The 21,358-nt window shown below is 60.8% G+C and carries 19 protein-coding genes and 4 tRNA genes; 4 read left to right on the top strand and 19 right to left on the bottom strand.

All coding sequences use genetic code 11. The features are described from left to right. The first annotated feature begins 150 nt into the window (after window positions 1-150). From NMB39_RS10045 to NMB39_RS10035, 3 genes are read left to right on the top strand one after another with little or no spacing between them, the layout of a single operon-like run. Window positions 151-411 carry a DUF2790 domain-containing protein gene (locus NMB39_RS10045; RefSeq protein WP_494339324.1) on the top strand — a complete coding sequence of 87 codons (261 nt, stop codon included), beginning with the start codon at window positions 151-153 and terminating at the stop codon, window positions 409-411. A gap of 43 nt (window positions 412-454) precedes the next feature. Next, window positions 455-1,126 (top strand): heavy metal response regulator transcription factor, encoded by a 672-nt coding sequence (locus tag NMB39_RS10040; protein WP_057024656.1) that lies wholly within the window; start codon window positions 455-457, stop codon window positions 1,124-1,126. Then, window positions 1,123-2,523 (top strand): heavy metal sensor histidine kinase, encoded by a 1,401-nt coding sequence (locus NMB39_RS10035; protein ID WP_494339325.1) that lies wholly within the window; start codon window positions 1,123-1,125, stop codon window positions 2,521-2,523. The genes NMB39_RS10040 and NMB39_RS10035 overlap by 4 nt, the downstream gene beginning before the upstream one ends. A gap of 12 nt (window positions 2,524-2,535) precedes the next feature. On the opposite strand, the gene NMB39_RS10030 is transcribed toward NMB39_RS10035, so the two are convergent. The 5 genes from NMB39_RS10030 to NMB39_RS10010 form a co-directional block, all read right to left on the bottom strand. Then, complete coding sequence (locus tag NMB39_RS10030) at window positions 2,536-3,048, bottom strand: anti-virulence regulator CigR family protein (RefSeq protein ID WP_057024654.1); 513 nt, start codon at window positions 3,046-3,048, stop codon at window positions 2,536-2,538. Window positions 3,049-3,120: 72 nt separating this feature from the next. Further along, window positions 3,121-3,735 carry a pyroglutamyl-peptidase I gene (gene pcp, locus NMB39_RS10025; RefSeq protein WP_057024653.1) on the bottom strand — a complete coding sequence of 205 codons (615 nt, stop codon included), beginning with the start codon at window positions 3,733-3,735 and terminating at the stop codon, window positions 3,121-3,123. A gap of 7 nt (window positions 3,736-3,742) precedes the next feature. Then, window positions 3,743-4,693, bottom strand: a complete 951-nt coding sequence (locus tag NMB39_RS10020) for a DUF979 domain-containing protein (RefSeq protein ID WP_046068927.1) — start codon at window positions 4,691-4,693, stop codon at window positions 3,743-3,745. Then, on the bottom strand, window positions 4,690-5,406 hold the full coding sequence (locus NMB39_RS10015) for a DUF969 domain-containing protein (protein WP_043049552.1): 717 nt from the start codon (window positions 5,404-5,406) through the stop codon (window positions 4,690-4,692). The genes NMB39_RS10020 and NMB39_RS10015 overlap by 4 nt, the downstream gene beginning before the upstream one ends. Window positions 5,407-6,043: 637 nt before the next feature. Further along, window positions 6,044-6,120 (bottom strand) — tRNA-Val (locus NMB39_RS10010). A gap of 184 nt (window positions 6,121-6,304) precedes the next feature. On the opposite strand from NMB39_RS10010, the gene NMB39_RS10005 reads away from it, so the two are divergent. Beyond that, complete coding sequence (locus tag NMB39_RS10005; RefSeq protein ID WP_494339326.1) at window positions 6,305-7,588, top strand: NAD(P)/FAD-dependent oxidoreductase; 1,284 nt, start codon at window positions 6,305-6,307, stop codon at window positions 7,586-7,588. A 65-nt stretch (window positions 7,589-7,653) separates the two neighbouring features. Here NMB39_RS10005 and NMB39_RS10000 read toward each other — a convergent pair whose 3' ends face one another. The 14 genes from NMB39_RS10000 to NMB39_RS09935 form a co-directional block, all read right to left on the bottom strand. Beyond that, on the bottom strand, window positions 7,654-8,889 hold the full coding sequence (locus NMB39_RS10000) for a c-type cytochrome (protein ID WP_494339327.1): 1,236 nt from the start codon (window positions 8,887-8,889) through the stop codon (window positions 7,654-7,656). A gap of 2 nt (window positions 8,890-8,891) precedes the next feature. Continuing rightward, window positions 8,892-9,431, bottom strand: a complete 540-nt coding sequence (locus tag NMB39_RS09995; RefSeq protein ID WP_043049549.1) for a (2Fe-2S)-binding protein — start codon at window positions 9,429-9,431, stop codon at window positions 8,892-8,894. Then, on the bottom strand, window positions 9,424-12,255 hold the full coding sequence (locus NMB39_RS09990) for a xanthine dehydrogenase family protein molybdopterin-binding subunit (RefSeq protein WP_494339328.1): 2,832 nt from the start codon (window positions 12,253-12,255) through the stop codon (window positions 9,424-9,426). The genes NMB39_RS09995 and NMB39_RS09990 overlap by 8 nt, the downstream gene beginning before the upstream one ends. Before the next feature lie 414 nt (window positions 12,256-12,669). Continuing rightward, window positions 12,670-12,746: transfer RNA gene (locus NMB39_RS09985), tRNA-Asp, on the bottom strand. Between the two features lie 105 nt (window positions 12,747-12,851). Continuing rightward, window positions 12,852-12,928: transfer RNA gene (locus NMB39_RS09980), tRNA-Asp, on the bottom strand. A 55-nt stretch (window positions 12,929-12,983) separates the two neighbouring features. After that, window positions 12,984-13,059: transfer RNA gene (locus NMB39_RS09975), tRNA-Val, on the bottom strand. A 107-nt stretch (window positions 13,060-13,166) separates the two neighbouring features. After that, a complete protein-coding gene (locus NMB39_RS09970; RefSeq protein ID WP_046068931.1) occupies window positions 13,167-13,931 on the bottom strand; it encodes an SDR family oxidoreductase in 765 nt (254 codons plus the stop codon). Window positions 13,932-13,942: 11 nt separating this feature from the next. After that, window positions 13,943-15,154, bottom strand: coding sequence for an O-succinylhomoserine sulfhydrylase (locus NMB39_RS09965; RefSeq protein ID WP_043051728.1), 1,212 nt, complete (start codon window positions 15,152-15,154; stop codon window positions 13,943-13,945). Between the two features lie 65 nt (window positions 15,155-15,219). Then, window positions 15,220-16,725 carry an amidophosphoribosyltransferase gene (gene purF, locus NMB39_RS09960; RefSeq protein WP_015884965.1) on the bottom strand — a complete coding sequence of 502 codons (1,506 nt, stop codon included), beginning with the start codon at window positions 16,723-16,725 and terminating at the stop codon, window positions 15,220-15,222. Between the two features lie 41 nt (window positions 16,726-16,766). Beyond that, window positions 16,767-17,324 (bottom strand): CvpA family protein, encoded by a 558-nt coding sequence (locus NMB39_RS09955; protein WP_494339329.1) that lies wholly within the window; start codon window positions 17,322-17,324, stop codon window positions 16,767-16,769. A 249-nt stretch (window positions 17,325-17,573) separates the two neighbouring features. Further along, entirely contained in the window at window positions 17,574-18,233 is a 660-nt protein-coding gene (locus NMB39_RS09950) for an SPOR domain-containing protein (RefSeq protein WP_494339330.1), read from the bottom strand. Then, entirely contained in the window at window positions 18,217-19,524 is a 1,308-nt protein-coding gene (gene folC, locus NMB39_RS09945; RefSeq protein WP_494339331.1) for a bifunctional tetrahydrofolate synthase/dihydrofolate synthase, read from the bottom strand. The genes NMB39_RS09950 and folC overlap by 17 nt, the downstream gene beginning before the upstream one ends. Continuing rightward, window positions 19,521-20,441 (bottom strand): acetyl-CoA carboxylase, carboxyltransferase subunit beta, encoded by a 921-nt coding sequence (gene accD / locus NMB39_RS09940; protein WP_032888267.1) that lies wholly within the window; start codon window positions 20,439-20,441, stop codon window positions 19,521-19,523. The genes folC and accD overlap by 4 nt, the downstream gene beginning before the upstream one ends. Before the next feature lie 243 nt (window positions 20,442-20,684). Next, entirely contained in the window at window positions 20,685-21,317 is a 633-nt protein-coding gene (locus NMB39_RS09935) for a phosphoribosylanthranilate isomerase (protein ID WP_057024639.1), read from the bottom strand. Between the last annotated feature and the right edge of the window lie 41 nt (window positions 21,318-21,358).

The following is a 21,358-nucleotide window of genomic DNA, read 5'->3' as shown; positions in this document are numbered from 1 at the left end:
TCTACGGCCCGATCCTCAGAGCGCCTGGGCGCTCGTGTCGAGCCAACAATGACGAACTTGTCATGATCCTGTTGGTTAGCTGTTGGGGTCACCTGGTTACCGTGGACTCACTGCCACTGCGGCAGCCAATCCGTAACGAGAGATGCCACCATGAAACTGTTTACCCTCGGTTTTTCCGCTCTGCTCGCCGCCGGTTCCGCGTTCGCTGCCGATACGGCCCCAGCCTCTAGCGTTATCCATGACAAGACCGGCTTCTTCGTGCACCTGGATGTCGCCAAGGTAGTGTCGAGTACCGACACCTACGGCCAGTGCGGGGTCGTACCGGCGCAATTGCGTTACCTGGATCACCAGGGACGCGAACACGTGCTGGATTACCAGGTCCAGGCCATCGGTTGCGCCAGTGACAATTGATCGGGCTACACTTGCGCCACTTATTGAAGCAGGGGCATCTGCCATGAACATCCTCGTAGTCGAAGACGAACCCAAGGCCGGCAATTACCTGCTCAACGGCCTGCAGGAGCTGGGCCACTCTGTAAGCCTGGCCCGCGATGGCGTGGATGGTTTGCACCAGGCCCTGGAGACGCCCTTCGACGTGATTGTGCTGGACGTGATGATGCCGAAGATGGACGGCTGGGAAGTGCTGCGCCGCCTGCGTAAAGAAGCCGATACGCCGGTGCTGTTCCTCACCGCCCGGGATGATATCGCCGACCGCATCAAAGGCCTGGAGCTGGGTGCCGACGACTACCTGATCAAGCCCTTCTCCTTCGCCGAGCTGGTCGCACGCCTGCGTACCCTCAACCGCCGCGGCCCCAGCCGCGAGGAAGAACAGCTGCACATCGCCGACCTGCACATTGACGTGCTCAAGCGCCGTGTCACCCGTGCCGGCACGCGCATCACCCTGACCAACAAGGAATTCGCCCTGCTGCACCTGTTCGCCACGCACCAGGGCCAGGTGCTGTCCCGCTCGTTGATCGCCTCGCGGGTATGGGACATGAACTTCGACAGCGACACCAACGTAGTGGATGTGGCCGTCAGACGCCTGCGCCTGAAAATCGACGACCCGTTCCAGCTCAAGCTGATCCACAGCGTGCGGGGCATTGGCTACCGCTTCGATACCCAGCCATGAACCGTCATCGCCACTACTCCCTGACCCTGCGCCTGGCGCTGATCTTCGCCTTGCTCGCCTTCGCCTTGCTGGCAACCCTGGGCGTGACGTTGTACCGCGAGCTGGAGCGTGAACTGATCAAGCGTGACGACGCCGCGCTGATCTCGCGCGCCAACCAACTGCGCAACCTGCTTAATGACGGCAACACCCTGGAGCTGATCAAATCCAAGCCGGAGCTGTTCCAGAACATGCTGGGCAACAGTGAGTCGGTATTGAGCATCGCCGCACCCGGGCAGCAAGCGTTATTGCTGGTGAACCCTGGCAACATCCAGATTCCCCCGGTGTCGCCCGTGACGAAAGACCATGCGCTCGGGCTTGCCGATGTGCACCATTTCCTCGATGTGAACGGCGTGCCGTTCGCCACCGTAGCGGCGTCCATCGACACTGGTGACCTGGGCAACCTGCAAGTCACCGTCGGGCGCCTGATGGCCGAACGCACGGCCATGCTCGCGCGTTATCGCTTGAACGTGTTCATCCTGGCCAGCATCGCAGCGGTGATCCTCGCCTTGGTCGGTTATGTGCTGGTACACCGTGGGCTGCTGCCGTTGCGGCGTCTGGCCAGCCATGCACAGGGCATCGGCGTCAGTAACCTGGCCGAACGCCTCGACAGCCACGGCGCTCCCAAAGAACTGCTGCCGATGATTGATTCCTTCAACACCATGCTTGAACGGCTGGCCAAAGGTTTTATCCAGCTGGGCCAGGTCTCCACCGATATGGCCCACGAGTTGCGTACCCCCATCAACAACTTGCTCGGTGAAACCCAGGTCGCCCTGCAACAGAGCCGCAGCATGGAGAGTTACCAACAACTGCTGGCTTCCAACGTCGAAGAGCTCGAACGCCTGGCGCGGATGCTCGATAACATGTTGTTCCTGGCCCGTACCGACCCTGCCAGCGCCTTGCGCCAGCGCCAGGAGCTGGACGCAGCGGAAGAAGTGGAACGCATCGGAGATTATTTCGAGGGGCTGGCCGGTGATGTGGGCATGCACATCGTCGGCTTGGGCGAAGGTGTGATCTGGGCTGAACCGATGCTACTGCGCCGGGCCCTGGCGAATCTGTGTGCCAATGCCATCAAGTATGGCGCGCCGAACACCGAACTGAATATCCAGGCAATCCCGACGACCGAAGGCATCCGCCTGAGGGTCAGCAACTACGGCCAAACCATTGCCGCCGAGCATTTGCCCAGGTTGTTCGAACGCTTTTACCGGGTAGATGAATCCCGCGAATGTTCGTCCCAGTCCAACGGGCTGGGACTGTCAATTGTGGCGACCATCATGCAGTTGCATAACGGCCGCTATGGGGTTACCAGTGAGGGCGGCGTGACGTGCTTTGAATTGTTTTTTCCAAAGCGCAACGCGTGACAGCTCGCCCACTCAATCCAAGGCCCCGTTCAGCACCTCGTAGATGATACCGGTGGCAATGGCCACCAAGATCAAGTCGGTTCCCGCTTGCTGCCATTCATAACCATCGTAATGGGGCAACCGTCCCAACAGGCGGCCGTCGAGCTTCTTGGCGATACCGGGTGGCAGCGGCTTGCCACGCGCCAGGTTCTTCTGGATACCTGGCGGCAATGCGGGCCCCGGGCTCCAGTAATCGCGATAGCCGCCCAACACATTCAGTACGCTCCCTCGATCAACGCTGGGGCCATGACCACCCGACGCGCCCTTGCCTCCGGGTTTGTCATAGCCCTGTCCTACCGGGTTATTGCCTTTGTTATTGCCCTGCCCCTTCCCTCCCGGGTTATTAGCCTTGTTATTACCCTGACCCTGCCCCCCCTGGTTATTACCTTGGCCCTTGCCATTACCGGGATCAGCCAGGGCGAGACCGCTACCCGCAAACAGCGCGAGGGACAACGCGATAGACACGAACTTCGGGCACTTGATCATGATGGTTTTCCAAGGTGGATACGCTTGTGAACTATAGCCGAAGTTGCCCCACCTATATGCGCAGCCCAGCCGTCAGCTCACCTGCCCACCTGTTTCCACCACATCGGCCTGGATGAACCAAGCCGTAGAGACCGCCAGCCGCAAGCCTTCAACCAGGGAAGGCTGGCCCGCTGGCGGCAAGCTCGGCACATGGACAAACCCACTGCGCACCCCGGTGCCGGCCAGCCGATGCTGCAAAAGATAAAACACCTGGTTGCACACGAAGGTCCCCGCCGTTTGCGAAACCGCTGCTGCAACGCCCGCCTCGCGCAGCGCCTTGACCATGGCCTTGATCGGCAACGTCGAGAAGTACGCAGCCGGGCCATCGACCACCACCGCCGTATCAATCGGTTGTTGCCCGAGGTTGTCGGGGATGCGCGCGTCGTTGATATTGATCGCCACCCGCTCGATGGACATCTCGCTGCGCCCAGGTGCCAGGCCGGTAGCAATCACCATCGCCGGGCTCAACTCGTTTATCAGTTGGGCCAGGTACGCGCCTGCGGTGGCAAATGCGCACGGCAAGCAACGCGCGACAATTTGCACACCCTCGGCCACTTGCACGCCATCGAGCTGTCGCGCCGCCTCCCAGGAGGGGTTCACCAAGTCGTTATCAAAGGGCTCGAAGCCCGTCAGCAGCACCGTTTGCATTTGAGCCTCACATCAACAGATAAAGCAGCACGATATTGACCACCAGCATCATCAGCGCCGTGGGTATCTGGGCCTTGATCACCGCGTTTTTATCAGGCAGCTCCAATAAGGCTGCCGGTACGATGTTGAAGTTGGCCGCCATCGGCGTCATCAGCGTACCGCAGTAGCCGGAAAACATGCCGATCGCCGCCATCACCGCAGGGTTGCCGCCATAAATCCCCACCAGTACCGGCACGCCGACGCCACCTGTCATTACCGGGAACGCCGCGAACCCATTACCCATGATCACGGTAAACAAGGCCATGCCCAGCACATACACCATCACCGCCACCAACTTGTAATCCAGGTTGATATAAGTGGTGGTGACGTGGGCGACAGCGGTGCCCACCCCGGCTTCATTGAACAGCAAGCCGAGCATCGCCAGCATCTGCGGCAGCACCATCGCCCAGCCCAGGGCCTCGGTCAGGCGGCGCGATTCGCGCAAGGCTTGTACCGGCGTATCGCGGGTCAGCCAGCAGGCCAGGCCCAAGGCAATCAGGCAGCCGATGCCGAGGGACACAAAGGTGGTGTTCTTCGGGTCCAGCAGCGGTACACCGCCGATTTCAGTGTGCTTGAGCAATACCGAGCCAATCACCGTGGTCAGCGGGATCGCCAACGCCGGGATAAACAACTTGTGGCCCAGGCGCCCGGCACTGGCGCGGGACGCCTTGTCGTGCAATTCGGCGTGCTGGCCACGACCCACACCGCCCAGGCCTGCGATCAATGCCATCACCACCACACCGACCCCGATCACCACCGAAGGCAGGCGCTCCCCCACCAGGAAGGGTATGGCGAACAACAGCCAGAACAGCGCGCTGGACCAGCGCTTGGGATGGGAACGATCGAGCAGGATCATGCCCGCGGTGATCAGCAACAGCACACCGGCCAGCCAGTACAGGTATTGAATGGAAATGATCATTGCGCAGCCTCCACCGGGGCGGTGGCCGGGCTCATCTCTCGGGTCAGGCGTCGATCAAAGCGATGCAGGCGGATAGCGTGAATGATGAAGGCACAGATCGCCGTGGGAATGCCCCATACCGCAATGTGCAACGGCTCCACATCAATGCCCGAACCCAACAGGAAGGTATGCATCAACGCAATCGCACCGAAGGCGACAAAAATATCTTCCCCAAAAAACAGCCCGACGTTGTCGGTGGCCGCGCACATGGCCAATACCTTGTGGCGCAGCTTGTCCGGCAGCTTGCCGTAGCGTTTTTCCGCCGCGCCTTCGGCCATCGGCGCCAACAGCGGGCGCACCATTTGCGGATGCCCACCCAGGCTGGTCAGCCCCATGGCGGCCGTGGATTCACGCACAAACAGATACATGATCAGCAAACGCCCAACCGTGGCGCGCTCGAAGCGGGCGATCCAGTTCTGCGCATGCAGGCGCAGGCCATGGCGCTCCAACAGGCCGATCACCGCCAGCGGCAGTAATAGAATCAATTGCAGGGCACGGGTCTGGAGGAAGCCATCGCCCATTGTGGCGAGAATTTTTTCCAGCGGAAACTGGGCGGCGAACCCGGTAGCGATGGCGGCCGCGGTGACCACCAACAGCGGATTGAAGCGCAATACAAAGCCGACCACGATGACAAGTACGCCGATCAACGGCCATAAGTTCACTACTGTTTGCATGGCGGAGAGGTCCTTTAGTGCGCGCTGCGGCGCCATTACAGCAGGATGTGGGCAAAGGGCTCACAGCATGAATTGGCGTGCAGTCGGCTCGGTTTTTTTATTGTTGACCCGGAAGGTCGAGCGTCAGTGGCGGCAACTTTGCTGCCTGGGGGCGGGGGGTGTCCAACAAGAAAAATTGTTGCTGCAAACCAATAATTTTTGTGGGGGATGGCACCACGCAATCGGGCGCCATGGGACGGATTCAACCCAGGCTTATCGGGAAAAGTCGCGTAGGTGAACCGAGGAGGCACTCACCATCGGTTCAGCCATATGAATTCCCAAACAAGATCTATACTCCACGATGCAGCTGTGTGTATCTGAAGTTCGTTCACGGTGTTATGCCGACAATGAGGGCTCGCGCTATGTATGCCGGACAAATGAGTAATATGGCGACCACGTTTGGCGAGATACGCTGCCAGGTGTTCGTCCAGATAATTTGCCTGCTGTCGGTGGCTACGCTGTTCTGCTGACCCACCCTTCAAACCTGAAAGTACGCCGCGAGGCGTCTGAGGGTGTCCATTGCCCAAATTTCAGACAACAAAAAAGGGCCCACCTTTCGGTGAGCCCTTCTAGACCGCCCAGCAGAGCGGATTTTGTTTGGTAGGCGCGATTGGACTCGAACCAACGACCCCCACCATGTCAAGGTGGTGCTCTAACCAACTGAGCTACGTGCCTGCTGTGAGGCGGCATTCTACGGAATTCCGGAGGGGTGTCAACATCTTTTTTGCAGCTAAGCCTATGAATATGCGAATTTTTTATTTGCGCCGGGCACGTCTGTGATTTTTCGGTGGCTGGCAGGCAATTTTCAACTCAGGTAGGATCGCCGCACTCGTAAAAAATATAAAACAGAGGTTCCAGGATGGCGAACACCCCATACCCCCAGTCGTATTACGCCGCTTCCGCCAATGCAGTTCCACCTCGCCCAACACTGCAAGGTGAAGTCGAAACCGATGTGTGCGTGATTGGTGCCGGCTATACCGGGCTTTCCAGCGCGCTGTTCCTGCTGGAGAACGGCTTTCGCGTGACCGTCCTGGAAGCGGCCAAGGTCGGCTTTGGTGCCTCGGGCCGTAATGGCGGGCAGATCGTCAACAGCTACAGCCGCGATATCGACGTGATCGAGCGCAGTGTCGGCCCCAAGCAAGCGCAACTGCTCGGGCAGATGGCCTTTGAAGGCGGCAAGATCATTCGCGAGCGCGTGGCCAAGTACCAGATCCAGTGCGACTTGAAGGACGGCGGTGTGTTCGCCGCACTTAACAGTAAGCACATGGGCCACCTGGAGTCGCAGAAGCGCCTGTGGGAACGATACGGCCATACGCAACTGGAGTTGCTGGACGAACGCCGTATTCGCGAGGTGGTGGCCTGTGACAACTATGTCGGCGGCTTGCTGGATATGAGCGGCGGGCACATCCACCCGCTCAACCTGGCGCTCGGCGAAGCGGCCGCGGTTGAGTCCCTGGGCGGTACGATCTATGAGCAATCGGGTGCGGTGCGCATCGAGCGCAGTGCCAACCCCGTGGTGCACACCGCCGAAGGCAGGGTCAGGGCCAAATTCATCATCGTCGCAGGCAACGCCTACCTGGGGAACCTGGTGCCGGAGCTGGCGGCCAAATCGATGCCGTGTGGCACGCAGGTGATCACCACCGCACCACTGGGCGACGAACTGGCCAAGACCTTGTTGCCGCAGGACTACTGTGTCGAGGACTGCAACTACCTGCTCGACTACTACCGCCTCACCAGCGACAAGCGCCTGATCTTCGGCGGCGGCGTGGTGTATGGCGCCAGGGACCCGGCGAATATCGAAGCAATCATCCGGCCGAAAATGCTCAAGGCGTTCCCGCAGTTGAAGGATGTGAAGATCGATTACGCCTGGACCGGCAACTTCCTGCTGACGCTGTCGCGACTGCCGCAGGTCGGCCGTCTTGGCGACAACATCTACTACTCACAGGGTTGCAGCGGCCATGGCGTGACGTACACGCACCTGGCAGGCAAAGTGCTGGCAGAAGCGCTAAGAGGTCAGGCAGAGCGTTTTGATGCGTTTGCCGACCTGCCGCACTACCCGTTCCCGGGTGGGCAGCTGTTGCGCACGCCATTTGCGGCGCTGGGGGCTTGGTATTACGGGCTGCGTGATAAGTTCGGAATGTAGCCACACATCCCGTGTGAGAGCGACTTGCTCGCTCCCACACGGGTTGAGCGCTTTCTACACTGCCGTCAATGCGCCTTGTGTTCGACGGACGGCGCCTGGGCTTGCAGCTTCTGCACATCGCTGACGGCCAGCTCAGCCGATTGGCCGCCCCAACCCTGACGCAGGTAGTTGAGCAGATCGGTGAGCTGTTGCGCACTGAGCTTCCCGGCGAACCCCGGCATCGGTTGCATGTGCTCGAAGCCGGAAAACTTCTGCTCGCCGATACCGTCCTCGATCACCCGCAGCAGGTTGCGCGGGTCTTCCAGACGCAGCGTGGTGTTGCCGCGCATGGCCACCGCGATGTGGGGTTTGCCTTCACCACCCGCAGCATGGCAACCGGCGCAGACGTTCAGGTATTCCTGACGACCGCGCTGAGCGCTCGGGCTGAGTTTATCCATCGGCACTTCGACCAGCGCTTTGGCTGCCGGCGGTTTATCGCCCAGCAGGAACGTCGCCATCGCGGCCAGATCCAGATCGCTCAAGCCCTGGGTGCTGTTATGGAACACCGGGAACATCTCGTTGAACATCGTGCCTTGGGCACTCATGCCGTGCTTGAGGAATGTGGCCAGGTCCTGCTCATTCCAGCCGCGAGCCGCCAGGTCAGTGGCGAGCAGGCTCGGCGCCAGATAACCATTGAGAATGCCGCCAGTCAGGCGCTTGTCCAATTGCATCGCACCCGGCAGGCCGCGAGGTGTGTGGCATTCGCCGCAATGACCGAGTACCTCGACCATGTACTGGCCGCGTTTCCAGGCGTCGCTCTTGCCTTCGGCTGGCTCCAGTTCCAGGGCTTTGCCGTACAGCAGGTTCCATCCGATCAGGCCCAGGCGCACGTTGAACGGAAAGCTCAGGCGGGTCTCTGGCGCTGCGCGCTCGATAGGCTCGATAGTTTTCAGGTACGCATGAATCGCGTCCGAATCCTCACGGGGCATCAGGTGGTACGAGGTGTATGGCATCGCCGGATACAAATGCGCACCGTCGCGACGCTTGCCTTCGGTCAGCGCCACAAAGAACTCCTCATCGCTGTACAAACCGATGCCGTGCTCTTTGCTCGGTGTGATATTGGTGCCATAGATCGTGCCGAACGGCGAGACGATCGGCAGGCCGCCCGCAAATGGCGCGCCGCCCGGTGCCGTGTGGCACGCCATGCAGTCAGCTGCGCGGGCGAGGTATTCACCGCGCTTGACCTGATCATCGGCATGGGCAAACAACACCGGCGCAGCCAGGCCGACCGCCAGGGTCAGGCGGGTCAGAAATAGCTTCATGTCTAACCCTCCTTGACCAGGCCGAGATCGTTCAGCACGTTGCGGGTGGCGTTGTAGTAACGCACGTACCCGGTGCACCGGCAGATGTGATGGCCCAGGCTGTCTTCGATAACCTGCTCCAGCTGGCTTTGCACAATCGGCTGGCGTTGCAGCTTTTCCACCAGCACCGTTGCCGCGTTGACGAAACCCGGCGCGCAGTAGCTGCACTGGAACGCGAACTCATCGACGAAGCGCTGCTGGATCGGATTCAGCTCTGTGACCTGCCCCGACTCGTCGCGCTTGGCGTGGGATTCGATGGTGCGCACTTTCTTGCCTTCGAAGTAATGCGCGCCAGTGATACAAGTACGCACTTCTTCGCTGGTGCCGTCCGGGTTGTCGACGATCACCACGCAAGCGTGGCAAATACCCTGGCCGCAGCCTAGACGCGAGCCGGTGAGGTTTTTGTATTCGTGCAGGTAATCGATCATCGGCAGGTCATCAGGGATGTCCACCGGGCCGACGGATTGACCATTGAGGGTCAGTTGAAGCGGACGGTCAGCCATTGAGGGCCTCCTTGATGCGCGCAGCCGTGATTGGCAGGTCGCGAACACGTTTACCGATGGCATGCGCCACGGCATTACCGATGGCCCCGACGATCGGGATCATCACCACTTCAGCGATCCCCTTGGACGGGTCGCTTGGCGATAGCGCCGGCAGAATCTCCGACGTTTGCTTCCACACGGCTACGTGACGCGCCATCGGCAGACGGTAACGGTTGAAGTTCCAGTCGCCCTCCCCCGGCCCGCCTTCGTACAGCGGCATCTCCTCCATCAACGCGTGACCGATACCCATGGCGACACCACCTTCGAGCTGGCCTTTAACCAATTCCTCTACCAGCACACGGCCGCACTCGATCCACGAATGGTGATTGAGCACATCGACCTGCGCCGAGCTCTTGTTGACCTTCAACTCGACCAATGTGGCCACCGGGCTGTAGTAAGTCACGGCAGCGTTGTTCAACTGCGTCGCGGGGTAGCTGATGTTCTGGCGGTCCAACAGGTGGAAACCGGCGGTGCTCATCAGCGCTTGCTTGGCTTTCGGTGCACCGTCGCCGTACTTCACCGCCAGACCGTCGAGGGGCAGACGCTCGCGCACGCCGTCGATGCTGTATTCAGCCTCTGCCCAGCTCCAGCGGTTGAACCCGTGGACAGTGGCAGCGGTGACCAGGCCACGCTCGTGGGCGCGCTTGGCCAGCGCTTCAAAGCTCAACGGCTGCATGCCGTTGGCGGTGAGCTTGCCGTCGACCCAATGCGCATCTTCACGACGTACCACATAAGGGTTGGCCTGGCCGCCGAACGGACCCTGACGCCAGATCTCCAGCGCCGCCGGCCACAAACCATGGTTGAAAAGCACGCGTGCCGCTTCACGGGTGGCGTGGCTGAAGTAATACGCCGAGTTGGTGGCCGAAGACGCCGAAGCGAGCTTGCCAACCCACCGCGGGTTGCGCAGCAGGTTGTCCTGCTCGGCCTGACTCATGATGTAAGGGTTGCCGCTGGTGATCAGCTGCATCTCCTTCCATTCGGTTTCGCCGGTCTTCACCTCGTGTGCCGGGCTGCCGAGGAAATCAGCGACCACCAGCGACTGCGAGGTAGACATGCCGGTGCCGATTTCGATACCGATGTGGCGCAGGCTGATGCGACCGTCTGCGTTGAATTCGATACTGGCCATCGGCGCTTCGGAACCGGTGCCGAAGTCTTTCTGGCAGATGGCGAAACCGACGCCGTACCAGTTATCCGGGTCAGCGGCTTCGCGTTGTTTCTTGATCGCGTCACGGTTCTTCCACACGTCGTGCACAGCGGCCTTGTCGAGAATTTCGTGCAGGCGCAAGGCTCCGGCAGGAATGGCGCCCTGGGTGTTCTTCATGCCCGAACGCAGGGCATTCTTGCGACGCAGCTCGATGGCATCCACACCGAGGCGACCGGCGATTTCGTCGACCATCATTTCCGTCGCGGCCATGCTCTGCAGGGTGCCGTACCCCCGCATCGAACCGGCTTCAACGCCCCGCGAGTGATAGGCGGTGACTTGCAGATCGTTCTGCGGCATGTAGTAGATCGATTGCGCAGCCGTGGCGCCTACTGCGGCGACCGATGGGCTGTAGTTGATCCGGCCACCGCCGTCGACGCTCATGTCAGCCAGGAAGATCTTGAAGCCGTGGTCGTTCTTGTCGACAGCCAACTGGTAGCGGATGTCGAACGAGTGACGCTTGATGCCGCTCTGGAACTGCTCGTAACGGTCATTGGCCAGACGCACCGGCACGCCGCCGCCATACAAGGCTGCGAGGGCAGCGTAGTAGACAAAAATATTGTGGTCTTTGGAGCCGTAACCCACGGTATAACCGGGGTGCATGTTCAAGTTGGCCAAGCCGAAACGCGAAGGCGAGATCATTTTTGCGGTTTCGGTCGCAACTTCCAATGGGCACTGGGTGGCCACCACAAAGTGCAGGGTCTTGGTCGCTGGATCGTACCAGCCGTTGCCGTTATCCGGCTCCATGGCGGCCGGTTCGATCGACGGGGTTTTGTAGCGCTCGTCGAACACCAGCCAGTTATCCGGTGGTGTGTTGAGCTGGCTCTTCATGCGGTCGGCGTAGAACAGACCGCGCTCGGTCAGGTTGCCGTGCAGGTTTGGTTGGGAATTCCACACTGGGCGCCGGTTTTTCAGCATCGGGAACAGGATCGAATCCTTGAGGCTGGCGAATTCATCCTCATCTGCCGAGGTCGGGCCGCCAACGCGTACATAGCGAAAGCTACCGTAAGGGTCGCCTTCGTAGTACGGCACTTTGGCGCCGTAACGAATCGCCTTGTCATTGAACTTGAGTTTGTTTTTTGCCTGACGGAACCGCTCGAAATCGTTCCAGATCAGGATCGCCACCGGATGACCGATGAACATCGGCACCTTGCCTTCTGGCAACAGTGGATCCGGAGCATGTTCTTCCGGGAACACGATACCGTCGTTGTCCAGGTCGGCAGCGGTAACAATACGGTCCGGCTGCAGGCCGGCGCCGAGCCACGCCAGGTCGTAGCCCGCATAGATATGGTCGGCCTTGGTGGTCTTGAGCAGCATGGCGTGACCTTGCTGCGCAGGCCAGCCGGGCATGTCCTTGGAACGAATGTCGCGGGCGAAGACTTTGCTGCCGCAGACTTTCGACAAGGCATCGTTACGCTGGCGCGCCTTGCCGTTATTGCCCAGCCATTTTTCGGAGGGCACGGTGACGCTGTTTTCCATCAAGGCCGCCAGCGCCTGGGTGCTGAGCGGCGTGAGCGTGACGCTCACACCCGCCACCAGCCCGCCCTGGAGGAACGAGCGCCGGGTTATTTCACGGTTGGACATGGATCATCCTCTGAGCGGTTATACATCCGCCCTTATGGTTAAGTGCAGCGAATCTGGAGACTTGCAGAAGCCTTTCTGGACGAACTAAAAGGCCATGATGACAGTGCAAAGTTGACCGAAGGGTTAACTTTAAAGGTTTCTGCGCCTGCGGCAAATAACCACATGGAAATTTTTTGACACAACAATGCAAAACGACCGACAAGATCGATACGATCTGTCGGCCGTTTGCCTGTGAATGCGGGGTATTGGCGTCGTTCAAGAGATTGGCGTTCGCAGCTGCGAACACGATGGTGAGGTTTTACAAACGCCAGACACAAAAAACCCCGGTCTTTCGACCAGGGTCTTTGCTATCGGATCAAGTCAGCCAGTGGCTTTCTTGTGCTTCAAGGCGTTCAGTGGGCCTTGAGGCAGATATGGCGCAGCGGACGGGACTCGAACCCGCGACCCCCGGCGTGACAGGCCGGTATTCTAACCGACTGAACTACCGCTGCGTATCGCTTGGCTGATTGAGCGTACAGCCTCAACCACCTTTAAACATCTGATCGATCAACCTGGGTTGTTCAATCTCAAGCCCGATACATCGAACCTGGAAAATATGGCGCAGCGGACGGGACTCGAACCCGCGACCCCCGGCGTGACAGGCCGGTATTCTAACCGACTGAACTACCGCTGCGCGTCGGTGCAACCTTTAACGTTGCGTCTTGCCCTGGAGCAAGACTCTCAAGAAGTGGTGGGTGATGACGGGATCGAACCGCCGACCCTCTGCTTGTAAGGCAGATGCTCTCCCAGCTGAGCTAATCACCCTTTGCTTCGTTGAGGCCGCGAAATTTACGCAGGTAGCGGACCTAAGTCAATAGCCTGCTTGAAGTTTTTCTGAAAAAGACAAAATCACTTCAAGACGGCTAACCGCCCTACTCGCTGTAAATCATCTTCTTGCTCATGCCACCGTCCACCACAAACTCTTGCCCGGTGACAAACCCGGCCTGACGCGACAGCAACCAGGCTACCATCGCCGCCACGTCCTCTACCGTGCCCACCCTGCCCGCAGGGTGCTGGGCATGATCGGCGTCGGTGAGCGGCTCGGCACGGCGCGCAGCAGGATCACGCGCATCGATCCAGCCGGGGCTAACCGCATTGACCCGCACTTCCGGGCCCAGGCTCATGGCCAAGGCGTGGGTCAGGGCCAGTAGGCCACCCTTGCTCGCCGCATAGGCTTCGGTGTCCGGCTCCGATTGACGGGCCCGGGTCGACGCCAGGTTGACGATGGCACCGCCGTGGGCGCGCAGGTAAGGTGCACAATGCTTGGCCAGCAGCATCGGCCCGCTGAGGTTCACCGCCAGTACGCGATTCCAGTGGGCCAGATCGAGGCTTTCCAGGGTGATATTGCGCGGATCGGCCACTGCGGCATTGCATACCAGCGCATCCAGGCGCCCGAACTGCCCCAGCACCTCGGCGACACCCTGGGCGACTTGCTTCTCGTCGGCCACGTCCATGGTGATGAACCAGGCATTCTCGCCCAGCACCTTGGACACCTTGGAACCGCGCTCGCGGTCCAGGTCAGTCAATACCACCTGCCAGCCTTCGCTGATCAGCCACGCGGCAATACCGAGGCCAATGCCGCGCGCCGCCCCCGTTACCAGCGCAACGCGCCCGTTAGTGGCCGCTGCAGCCTCCATGGACCACTGGATCACAAGGCAGCCAGCCCGCGGGCCAGGTCTGCCTGCAAGTCAGCGACATCTTCCAGGCCCACCGCGATGCGGATCAGGCTGTCACGGATACCGGCGGCTTCACGCTCCTGCGGCGCCAGGCGCCCGTGGGAGGTGGTGCTCGGGTGAGTGATGGTGGTCTTGCTGTCGCCCAGGTTGGCAGTGATGGAAATCAGGCGCGTCGCATCGATAAAGCGCCAGGCGCCGTCTTTGCCGCCCTTCACTTCAAAGCTCACTACCGCGCCGAAACCACGCTGCTGGCGTTGGGCCAATGCGTGTTGCGGATGGCTCTTGAGCCCGGCGTAGTGCACTTTCTCGATACCGTCCTGCTGCTCCAGCCACTCGGCCAGGGCCTGAGCATTGGCGCAATGGGCTTTCATGCGCAGGCTGAGGGTTTCCAGGCCCTTGAGGAAGATCCAGGCGTTGAACGGGCTCAGGGTCGGGCCGGCGGTGCGCAGGAAGCCCACCACTTCTTTCATCTGCTCGCTGCGGCCAGCCACCACGCCGCCCATGCAACGACCCTGGCCGTCGATGAACTTGGTCGCCGAATGCACCACGATGTCCGCACCCAGCTTCAACGGCTGCTGCAAGGCCGGGGTGCAGAAGCAGTTGTCGACGATCAGCATCGCGCCCTTGGCGTGGGCGATCTCGGCCAGCGCGGCGATATCTACCAGCTCGGCAAGCGGGTTGGAAGGCGACTCGACGAACAACAGCTTGGTATTGGCCTTGATGGCCCCATCCCAACCGGACAGATCTGCCAGGGGCACGTAGTCCACTTCGATGCCGAAGCGCTTGAAATACTTTTCGAACAGGCTGATGGTCGAGCCAAACACGCTGCGCGATACCAGTACATGGTCGCCAGCGCTGCACAGGCTCATCACCACCGCCAGGATGGCCGCCATGCCGGTGGCGGTCGCCACGGCCTGCTCGGCGCCTTCCAGGGCCGCGATGCGCTCTTCGAACGCACGCACAGTCGGGTTGGTGTAGCGCGAATACACGTTACCCGGCACTTCGCCGGCAAACCGCGCAGCAGCGTCAGCGGCGGTACGGAACACGTAGCTGGAGGTGAAGAACATCGGGTCGCCGTGCTCACCTTCCGGGGTACGGTGCTGGCCGGCGCGCACAGCCAGGGTATCGAAAGCTACGCCATCGAGGTCGCTGTCCAACCGACCGGCATCCCATTCCTGACTCATGCTGCGACTCCTTACTCAATACTTTATTTAAGATACAAAACCGGCCCCTCAGGGCCGGTTGTTACTCAGTTGTTATACAGGTCGATGATCGCACTGACCGCCTGGGTCTTGATCTTCGACGAGTCGTTGCGCGCCTGCTCGATCTTGTTCAGGTAAGCCTCGTCGACATCGCCGGTCACGTACTTGCCGTCGAACACGGCACAGTCGAACTGGTCGATCTTGATCTTGCCACCGCCGACCGCTTCGATCAGGTCCGGCAGGTCCTGGTAGATCAGCCAGTCGGCGCCGATCAGGTCGGCCACGTCCTGGGTCGAACGATTGTGTGCGATCAGCTCATGGGCGCTCGGCATGTCGATACCGTACACGTTCGGGTAACGCACCGCAGGCGCTGCGGAGCAGAAGTACACGTTCTTCGCCCCGGCTTCGCGGGCCATCTGGATGATCTGCTTGCAGGTGGTGCCACGCACGATGGAGTCGTCCACCAGCATCACGTTCTTGCCACGGAACTCAAGCTCAATGGCGTTGAGCTTCTGGCGCACCGACTTCTTGCGTGCAGCCTGGCCAGGCATGATGAAGGTACGGCCAATGTAGCGATTCTTGACGAAGCCTTCGCGGAACTTGACGCCCAAATGGTTGGCCAGTTCCAGGGCAGCGGTACGGCTGGTGTCCGGAATCGGAATGACCACGTCGATATCATGCTCAGGACGCTCGCGCAGGATCTTCTCGGCGAGTTTCTCGCCCATACGCAGGCGCGCCTTGTAGACCGAAACGCCGTCGATGATCGAATCCGGACGCGCCAGGTAGACGTGCTCGAAGATGCATGGGGTGAGCTTCGGCGCCACGGCGCACTGGCGGGTGTGCAGCTTGCCGTCTTCGGTGATGTAGACAGCTTCGCCCGGCGCCAGGTCGCGGATCAGGGTGAAGCCCAATACATCCAGGGACACGCTTTCGGACGCGATCATGTACTCGACGCCTTCGTCGGTGTGACGCTGGCCGAACACGATCGGGCGGATGCCGTGGGGGTCGCGGAAACCGACGATGCCATAACCGGTGACCATGGCCACTACCGCGTAGCCACCGACGCAACGGTTGTGCACGTCAGTAACAGCGGCGAACACGTCTTCTTCGGTCGGCTGCAGCTTGCCGCGCTGGGCCAGCTCGTGGGCGAATACGTTGAGCAGCACTTCCGAGTCGGAACTGGTGTTGACGTGGCGCAGGTCAGATTCGTAAATCTCCTTGGCCAGTTGTTCAACGTTGGTCAGGTTGCCGTTGTGCGCCAAGGTAATGCCGTAAGGCGAGTTGACGTAGAACGGTTGAGCCTCGGCCGAGGTCGAGCTACCGGCAGTCGGGTAGCGCACATGGCCAATGCCCATGTGCCCGACGAGGCGCTGCATGTGACGCTGATGAAACACGTCACGCACCAGGCCATTGTCCTTGCGCAGGAATAACCGGCCGTCGTGGCTGGTCACAATACCGGCAGCGTCCTGGCCGCGGTGCTGGAGGACGGTTAGCGCGTCATACAGCGCCTGATTGACGTTCGACTTACCGACGATACCGACGATGCCACACATGCGACGCAACCCCTACTTAATGAATCTTGACTGAACACAGCTTACTGAGGCGTTTGCGCCGGCAAGAGGTGTTCCTTGAACGGAAGATCAGCGGGTACGCTGATTCCGCTGGCCAGCCACTGACTGCTCCACCCCAGGATGAGGTTCTTGGACCAATCTGCAACCAATAGAAATTTTGGCACGAGTACCGACTCCTGCCACCACGCATCCTGCTGTACCGGCCCCAGGCTCAACAGCCCGACCGCCACGACCACCAGCAACGCGCCACGCGCAGCGCCGAAGGCCATGCCGAGAAATCGATCGGTCCCGGAGAGGCCGGTGACACGTATCAACTCGCCAATAAGATAATTGACCATTGCCCCCACCAGCAGCGTGGCGATGAACATGATGGCGCAGCCCGCGATGACGCGAGCCGAAGGTGTCTCGATGTATCCAGCCAGGTAGACCGACAGTGAACCACCGAACATCCAGGCTACGACTCCTGCGATGATCCAGGTCAGCAACGACAGTGCTTCTTTTACGAAGCCGCGGCTCAGACTGATCAAAGCGGAGATGGCGACGATGGCAACAATCGCCCAATCAACCCAGGTAAATGGCACAGTGCAGCCTACGTACGGATAAGGCGGCGCATTTTAGCAGAGCGCCGGGCGATGGGTAAGCTGTGATTGCGGGTGCTTTGCAAATCAATAGATTGGGCGGTATGAACGCCATTTCAAGCCCACCATAAACCACCGTGGGAGGGGGCTTGCTCCCGATAGCGATGGATCAGTCAATACAACTGACACTGACCCACCGCTATCGGGAGCAAGCCCCCTCCCACACTTAGATTGCATTACTGCCTGCTTGAATCAGCCGCGCTCAGGCTGGAAGCGCACCACAAACCCATTGAGGTTCTGCTGGCGCCCCAACAAGTCCCGCAGGCGATCAGCCTCGGCACGCTCGATCAGCGGCCCGACAAACACGCGATTCTTGCCATCGGCACTACGGATATAAGCGTTATAGCCTTGGGCTCGCAGCTTTTTCTGCAAGGCATCGGCACTTTCGCGATTGGCCAGGCTGGCCAACTGGATCGACCAACTGATCGGCAGGCCATTGGGGTCGATGCGACTCTGGCCCACGTCCGGCTTGCCCGGCGCGGCAGGCTGCGGCGCTACCGGCTTGGGCGCTGGTGCAGGCGCAGCCGGTTTGGCGGCGACTGTCGGGGCCGGTGTCGGCTTGACCACCGGCACACTCGGCTGCACCGGCATCGAAGGCGCCTCTTGCGCGGCGACCTCCTCGTCACTCGGCACGGGCTCTTCCTCTGGCAATGCCTGAGGCTCAGGCACCACCACCGGCTCGACCTGAACCTGAGGCACCACGGGCGCCTGGGGTGCGGCAGGTGCCTCAACCACGACCTGGCGCTGCTCATCCTGGCGGGAAAACAGCATCGGCAGGAAAATCACCGCCAATGCCACCAACACCAGGGCTCCGACCATTCGCTGCTTGTACGCGCTATCCAGTAATGCCATGTGCAGCTTCCTCCGTGGAGCGCCGGGTCAACCATTCAAGCGCCTCGGCGACACAATAAAATGATCCGAACAACAGGATTTCGTCGTCGGCGGTCGCTACCGCACACTGAGCCTCGAGGGCAGCGGTGACGCTTGCATACGACGCCACCGGCGCACCAAGGTTCTGCAACGCAACTTCCAGCTCAACCGCCGGGCGGCTACGCGGCGTATCCAGCGGCGCAACGGCCCAAGACTGAACGCTGCCCAGCAACGGTGCAACCACACCGTCGAGATCCTTGTCGGCCAACAACCCGAACACGGCCAGGCGACGACCGGCCGGTGGCGTGCGCGACAGGCGCTGCGCCAGGTAGTGGGCAGCATGGGGGTTGTGCCCCACATCCAACAACAGGTTCAGGCGTTTGCCTGCCCATTCGAAGGCCCGGCGATCCAGGCGCCCCACTACTTTGGTCGCCAGCAACGTCGCGGCAATCTGCCCGGCGTTCCAAGGCAGGTCCAACAGCAGGTAGGCTTGCAGCGCCAGCGCAGCGTTTTCCATCGGCAGGTTCAACAGCGGCAGATCCAGCAGTTCTACCGCCTTGCCACGCGCATCACGCCCGCGCCATTGCCAGTGGGAAGCACCGATTTCAAGATTGAATTCGCGACCGCGCAGGTAGAATGGGCACTCAAGTTCACGCACCTTGTCCAGCAAGGGTTGCGGCGGATCCAGATCGCCACACAGCGCCGGCCTGCCCTGGCGGAAGATCCCGGCCTTTTCATACGACACCGACTCACGGGTATCGCCCAGGTAGTCGGCGTGGTCGACACCAATGCTGGTGACCAACGCCAGGTCGGCATCCACCACATTGACCGTGTCCAGGCGCCCTCCGAGGCCGACCTCCAACACCACCACATCCAGTTGCGCACGCTCGAACAGCCAGAACGCCGCCAGGGTGCCCATCTCGAAATAAGTCAGGGAAATATCGCCACGCCCGGCATCCAGGGCGGCGAAGGCTTCGCATAACTGTTCGTCGGTGGCTTCGACACCATTGAGCTGCACGCGCTCGTTGTAGCGCAGCAGGTGCGGCGAACTGTACACGCCGACTTTCAGGCCCTGGGCCTGCAACAGCGCGGCGACAAAGGCACAGGTGGAGCCCTTGCCGTTGGTGCCGGTCACCGTGATCACACGCGGTGCCGGCTGGCCCAACCCAAGGCGGGCCGCTACCTGTTGCGAGCGCTCCAGGCCCATGTCGATGGCGGACGGATGCAACTGCTCAAGGTAGGCGAGCCATTCGCCCAGGGTACGTTGGGTCATAGGTTTGCAGGCACCGGCGGCACGACAATTGGCTCGACTTTAGGGGCGACGTACACGGGAGTCGGCAGGCCCATCATTTGCGCCAGCAGGTTGCCCAGGCGTGGGCGCAGTTCGCCACGAGGAATGATCAAGTCGATTGCGCCATGCTCCAGCAAGAATTCGCTGCGCTGGAAGCCTTCCGGCAGTTTTTCCCGCACGGTTTGCTCAATCACTCGCGGGCCGGCAAAACCGATCAACGCCTTGGGCTCGCCGACGATCACATCACCCAACATCGCCAGGCTGGCGGAAACGCCGCCGTAAACCGGGTCGGTCAGTACGGAGATGAACGGGATGCCCTCTTCACGCAGACGCGCCAATACCGCCGAGGTCTTGGCCATTTGCATCAGGGAGATCAGGGCTTCCTGCATACGCGCACCACCGGAGGCGGCGAAGCAGATCATCGGGCAGCGGTTTTCCAGGGCGTAGTTGGCAGCGCGTACGAAACGCTCGCCGACGATGGCGCCCATGGAACCGCCCATGAAGGAGAACTCGAAGGCCGAGACAACCACCGGCATGCCCAGCAGCTTGCCGCTGACCGAGATCAGCGCGTCTTTCTCACCGGTCTGCTTCTGCGCAGCGGTCAGGCGGTCCTTGTATTTCTTGCCATCGCGGAACTTGAGGCGGTCAACCGGCTCCAGATCAGCGCCCAGTTCGTTGCGGCCGTCGGCATCCAAAAAGATGTCGATGCGCGCGCGCGCGCCGATACGCATGTGGTGGTTGCACTTGGGGCAAACGTCCAGGGTCTTTTCCAGCTCCGGGCGGTACAGCACCGCGTCGCAGGATGGGCACTTGTGCCACAGACCTTCAGGAACCGAGCTTTTCTTCACCTCGGAACGCATGATCGAAGGGATCAGTTTGTCTACTAACCAGTTGCTCATGCTTTCTTTCTCCAGTACCGGTGGCTTGAACACAGCCCCGCGTATGCCCTTGAGCTAAATTCATATGTGGCGATGATACCTGCGGGACGGGGTCAGACGTTCGACCTGCCATTTCCTGCCTGTATCCTCAGCCTTCCAGACAACCTGCCAGCGCAGGGTTGCCACTTCATTTCCGGCCCACCACAGGCGGCGCCGGGCTGTTTTACACAGTGGTAGTTATGGACGGCGGCAGACTGCCAGCCGTCACATCCCACTACTGCTGTTGCGCACGGCCTGCACAAATGCGCGAATCTTGCCATGGTCCTTGACGCCCTTGGCCTGCTCTACCCCGCCGCTGACATCCACCGCATAGGGTCGGACCTGGGCGATTGCCGCCGCGACATTGGCCGGATTGAGCCCGCCGGCAAGGATGATCGGCTTGCTCAGGCCCGCAGGAATCAGCGACCAATCGAACGCCTCGCCCGTGCCGCCCGGTACGCCTTCGACGTAGGTGTCCAGCAGGATCCCGCGAGCACCGGCATAGGCTGCGCACGCAGCGCCGATGTCGTCTCCCGCCTTGACCCGCAACGCCTTGATATACGGACGCTGGTAGCTCTCGCATGCCTCAGGGCTTTCGTCGCCGTGGAACTGCAGCATGTCCAGCGACACGGCATCCAGGGTTTCGTTGAGCTCGCAACGGCTGGCATTGACGAACAAGCCCACCGTGGTCACGAACGGTGGCAGCGCGGCTATGATTGCCCGCGCCTGCAACACATTCACCGCCCGCGGGCTCCTGGCATAAAACACTAAACCGATGGCGTCCGCCCCCGCCTCGACTGCCGCGAGCGCGTCTTCTATGCGGGTAATCCCGCAAATCTTGCTGCGAACGGCTGGCATATCGTAGGAACCTCAGGGTTTGGACCGTGAAAGTCCCGGAT

The sequence above is a fragment of the Pseudomonas sp. FBCC-B545 genome (assembly GCF_059134095.1).
The sequence above is the reverse complement of the archived record's forward strand: the minus strand, read 5'-3'. Positions and strand labels throughout refer to the sequence as shown.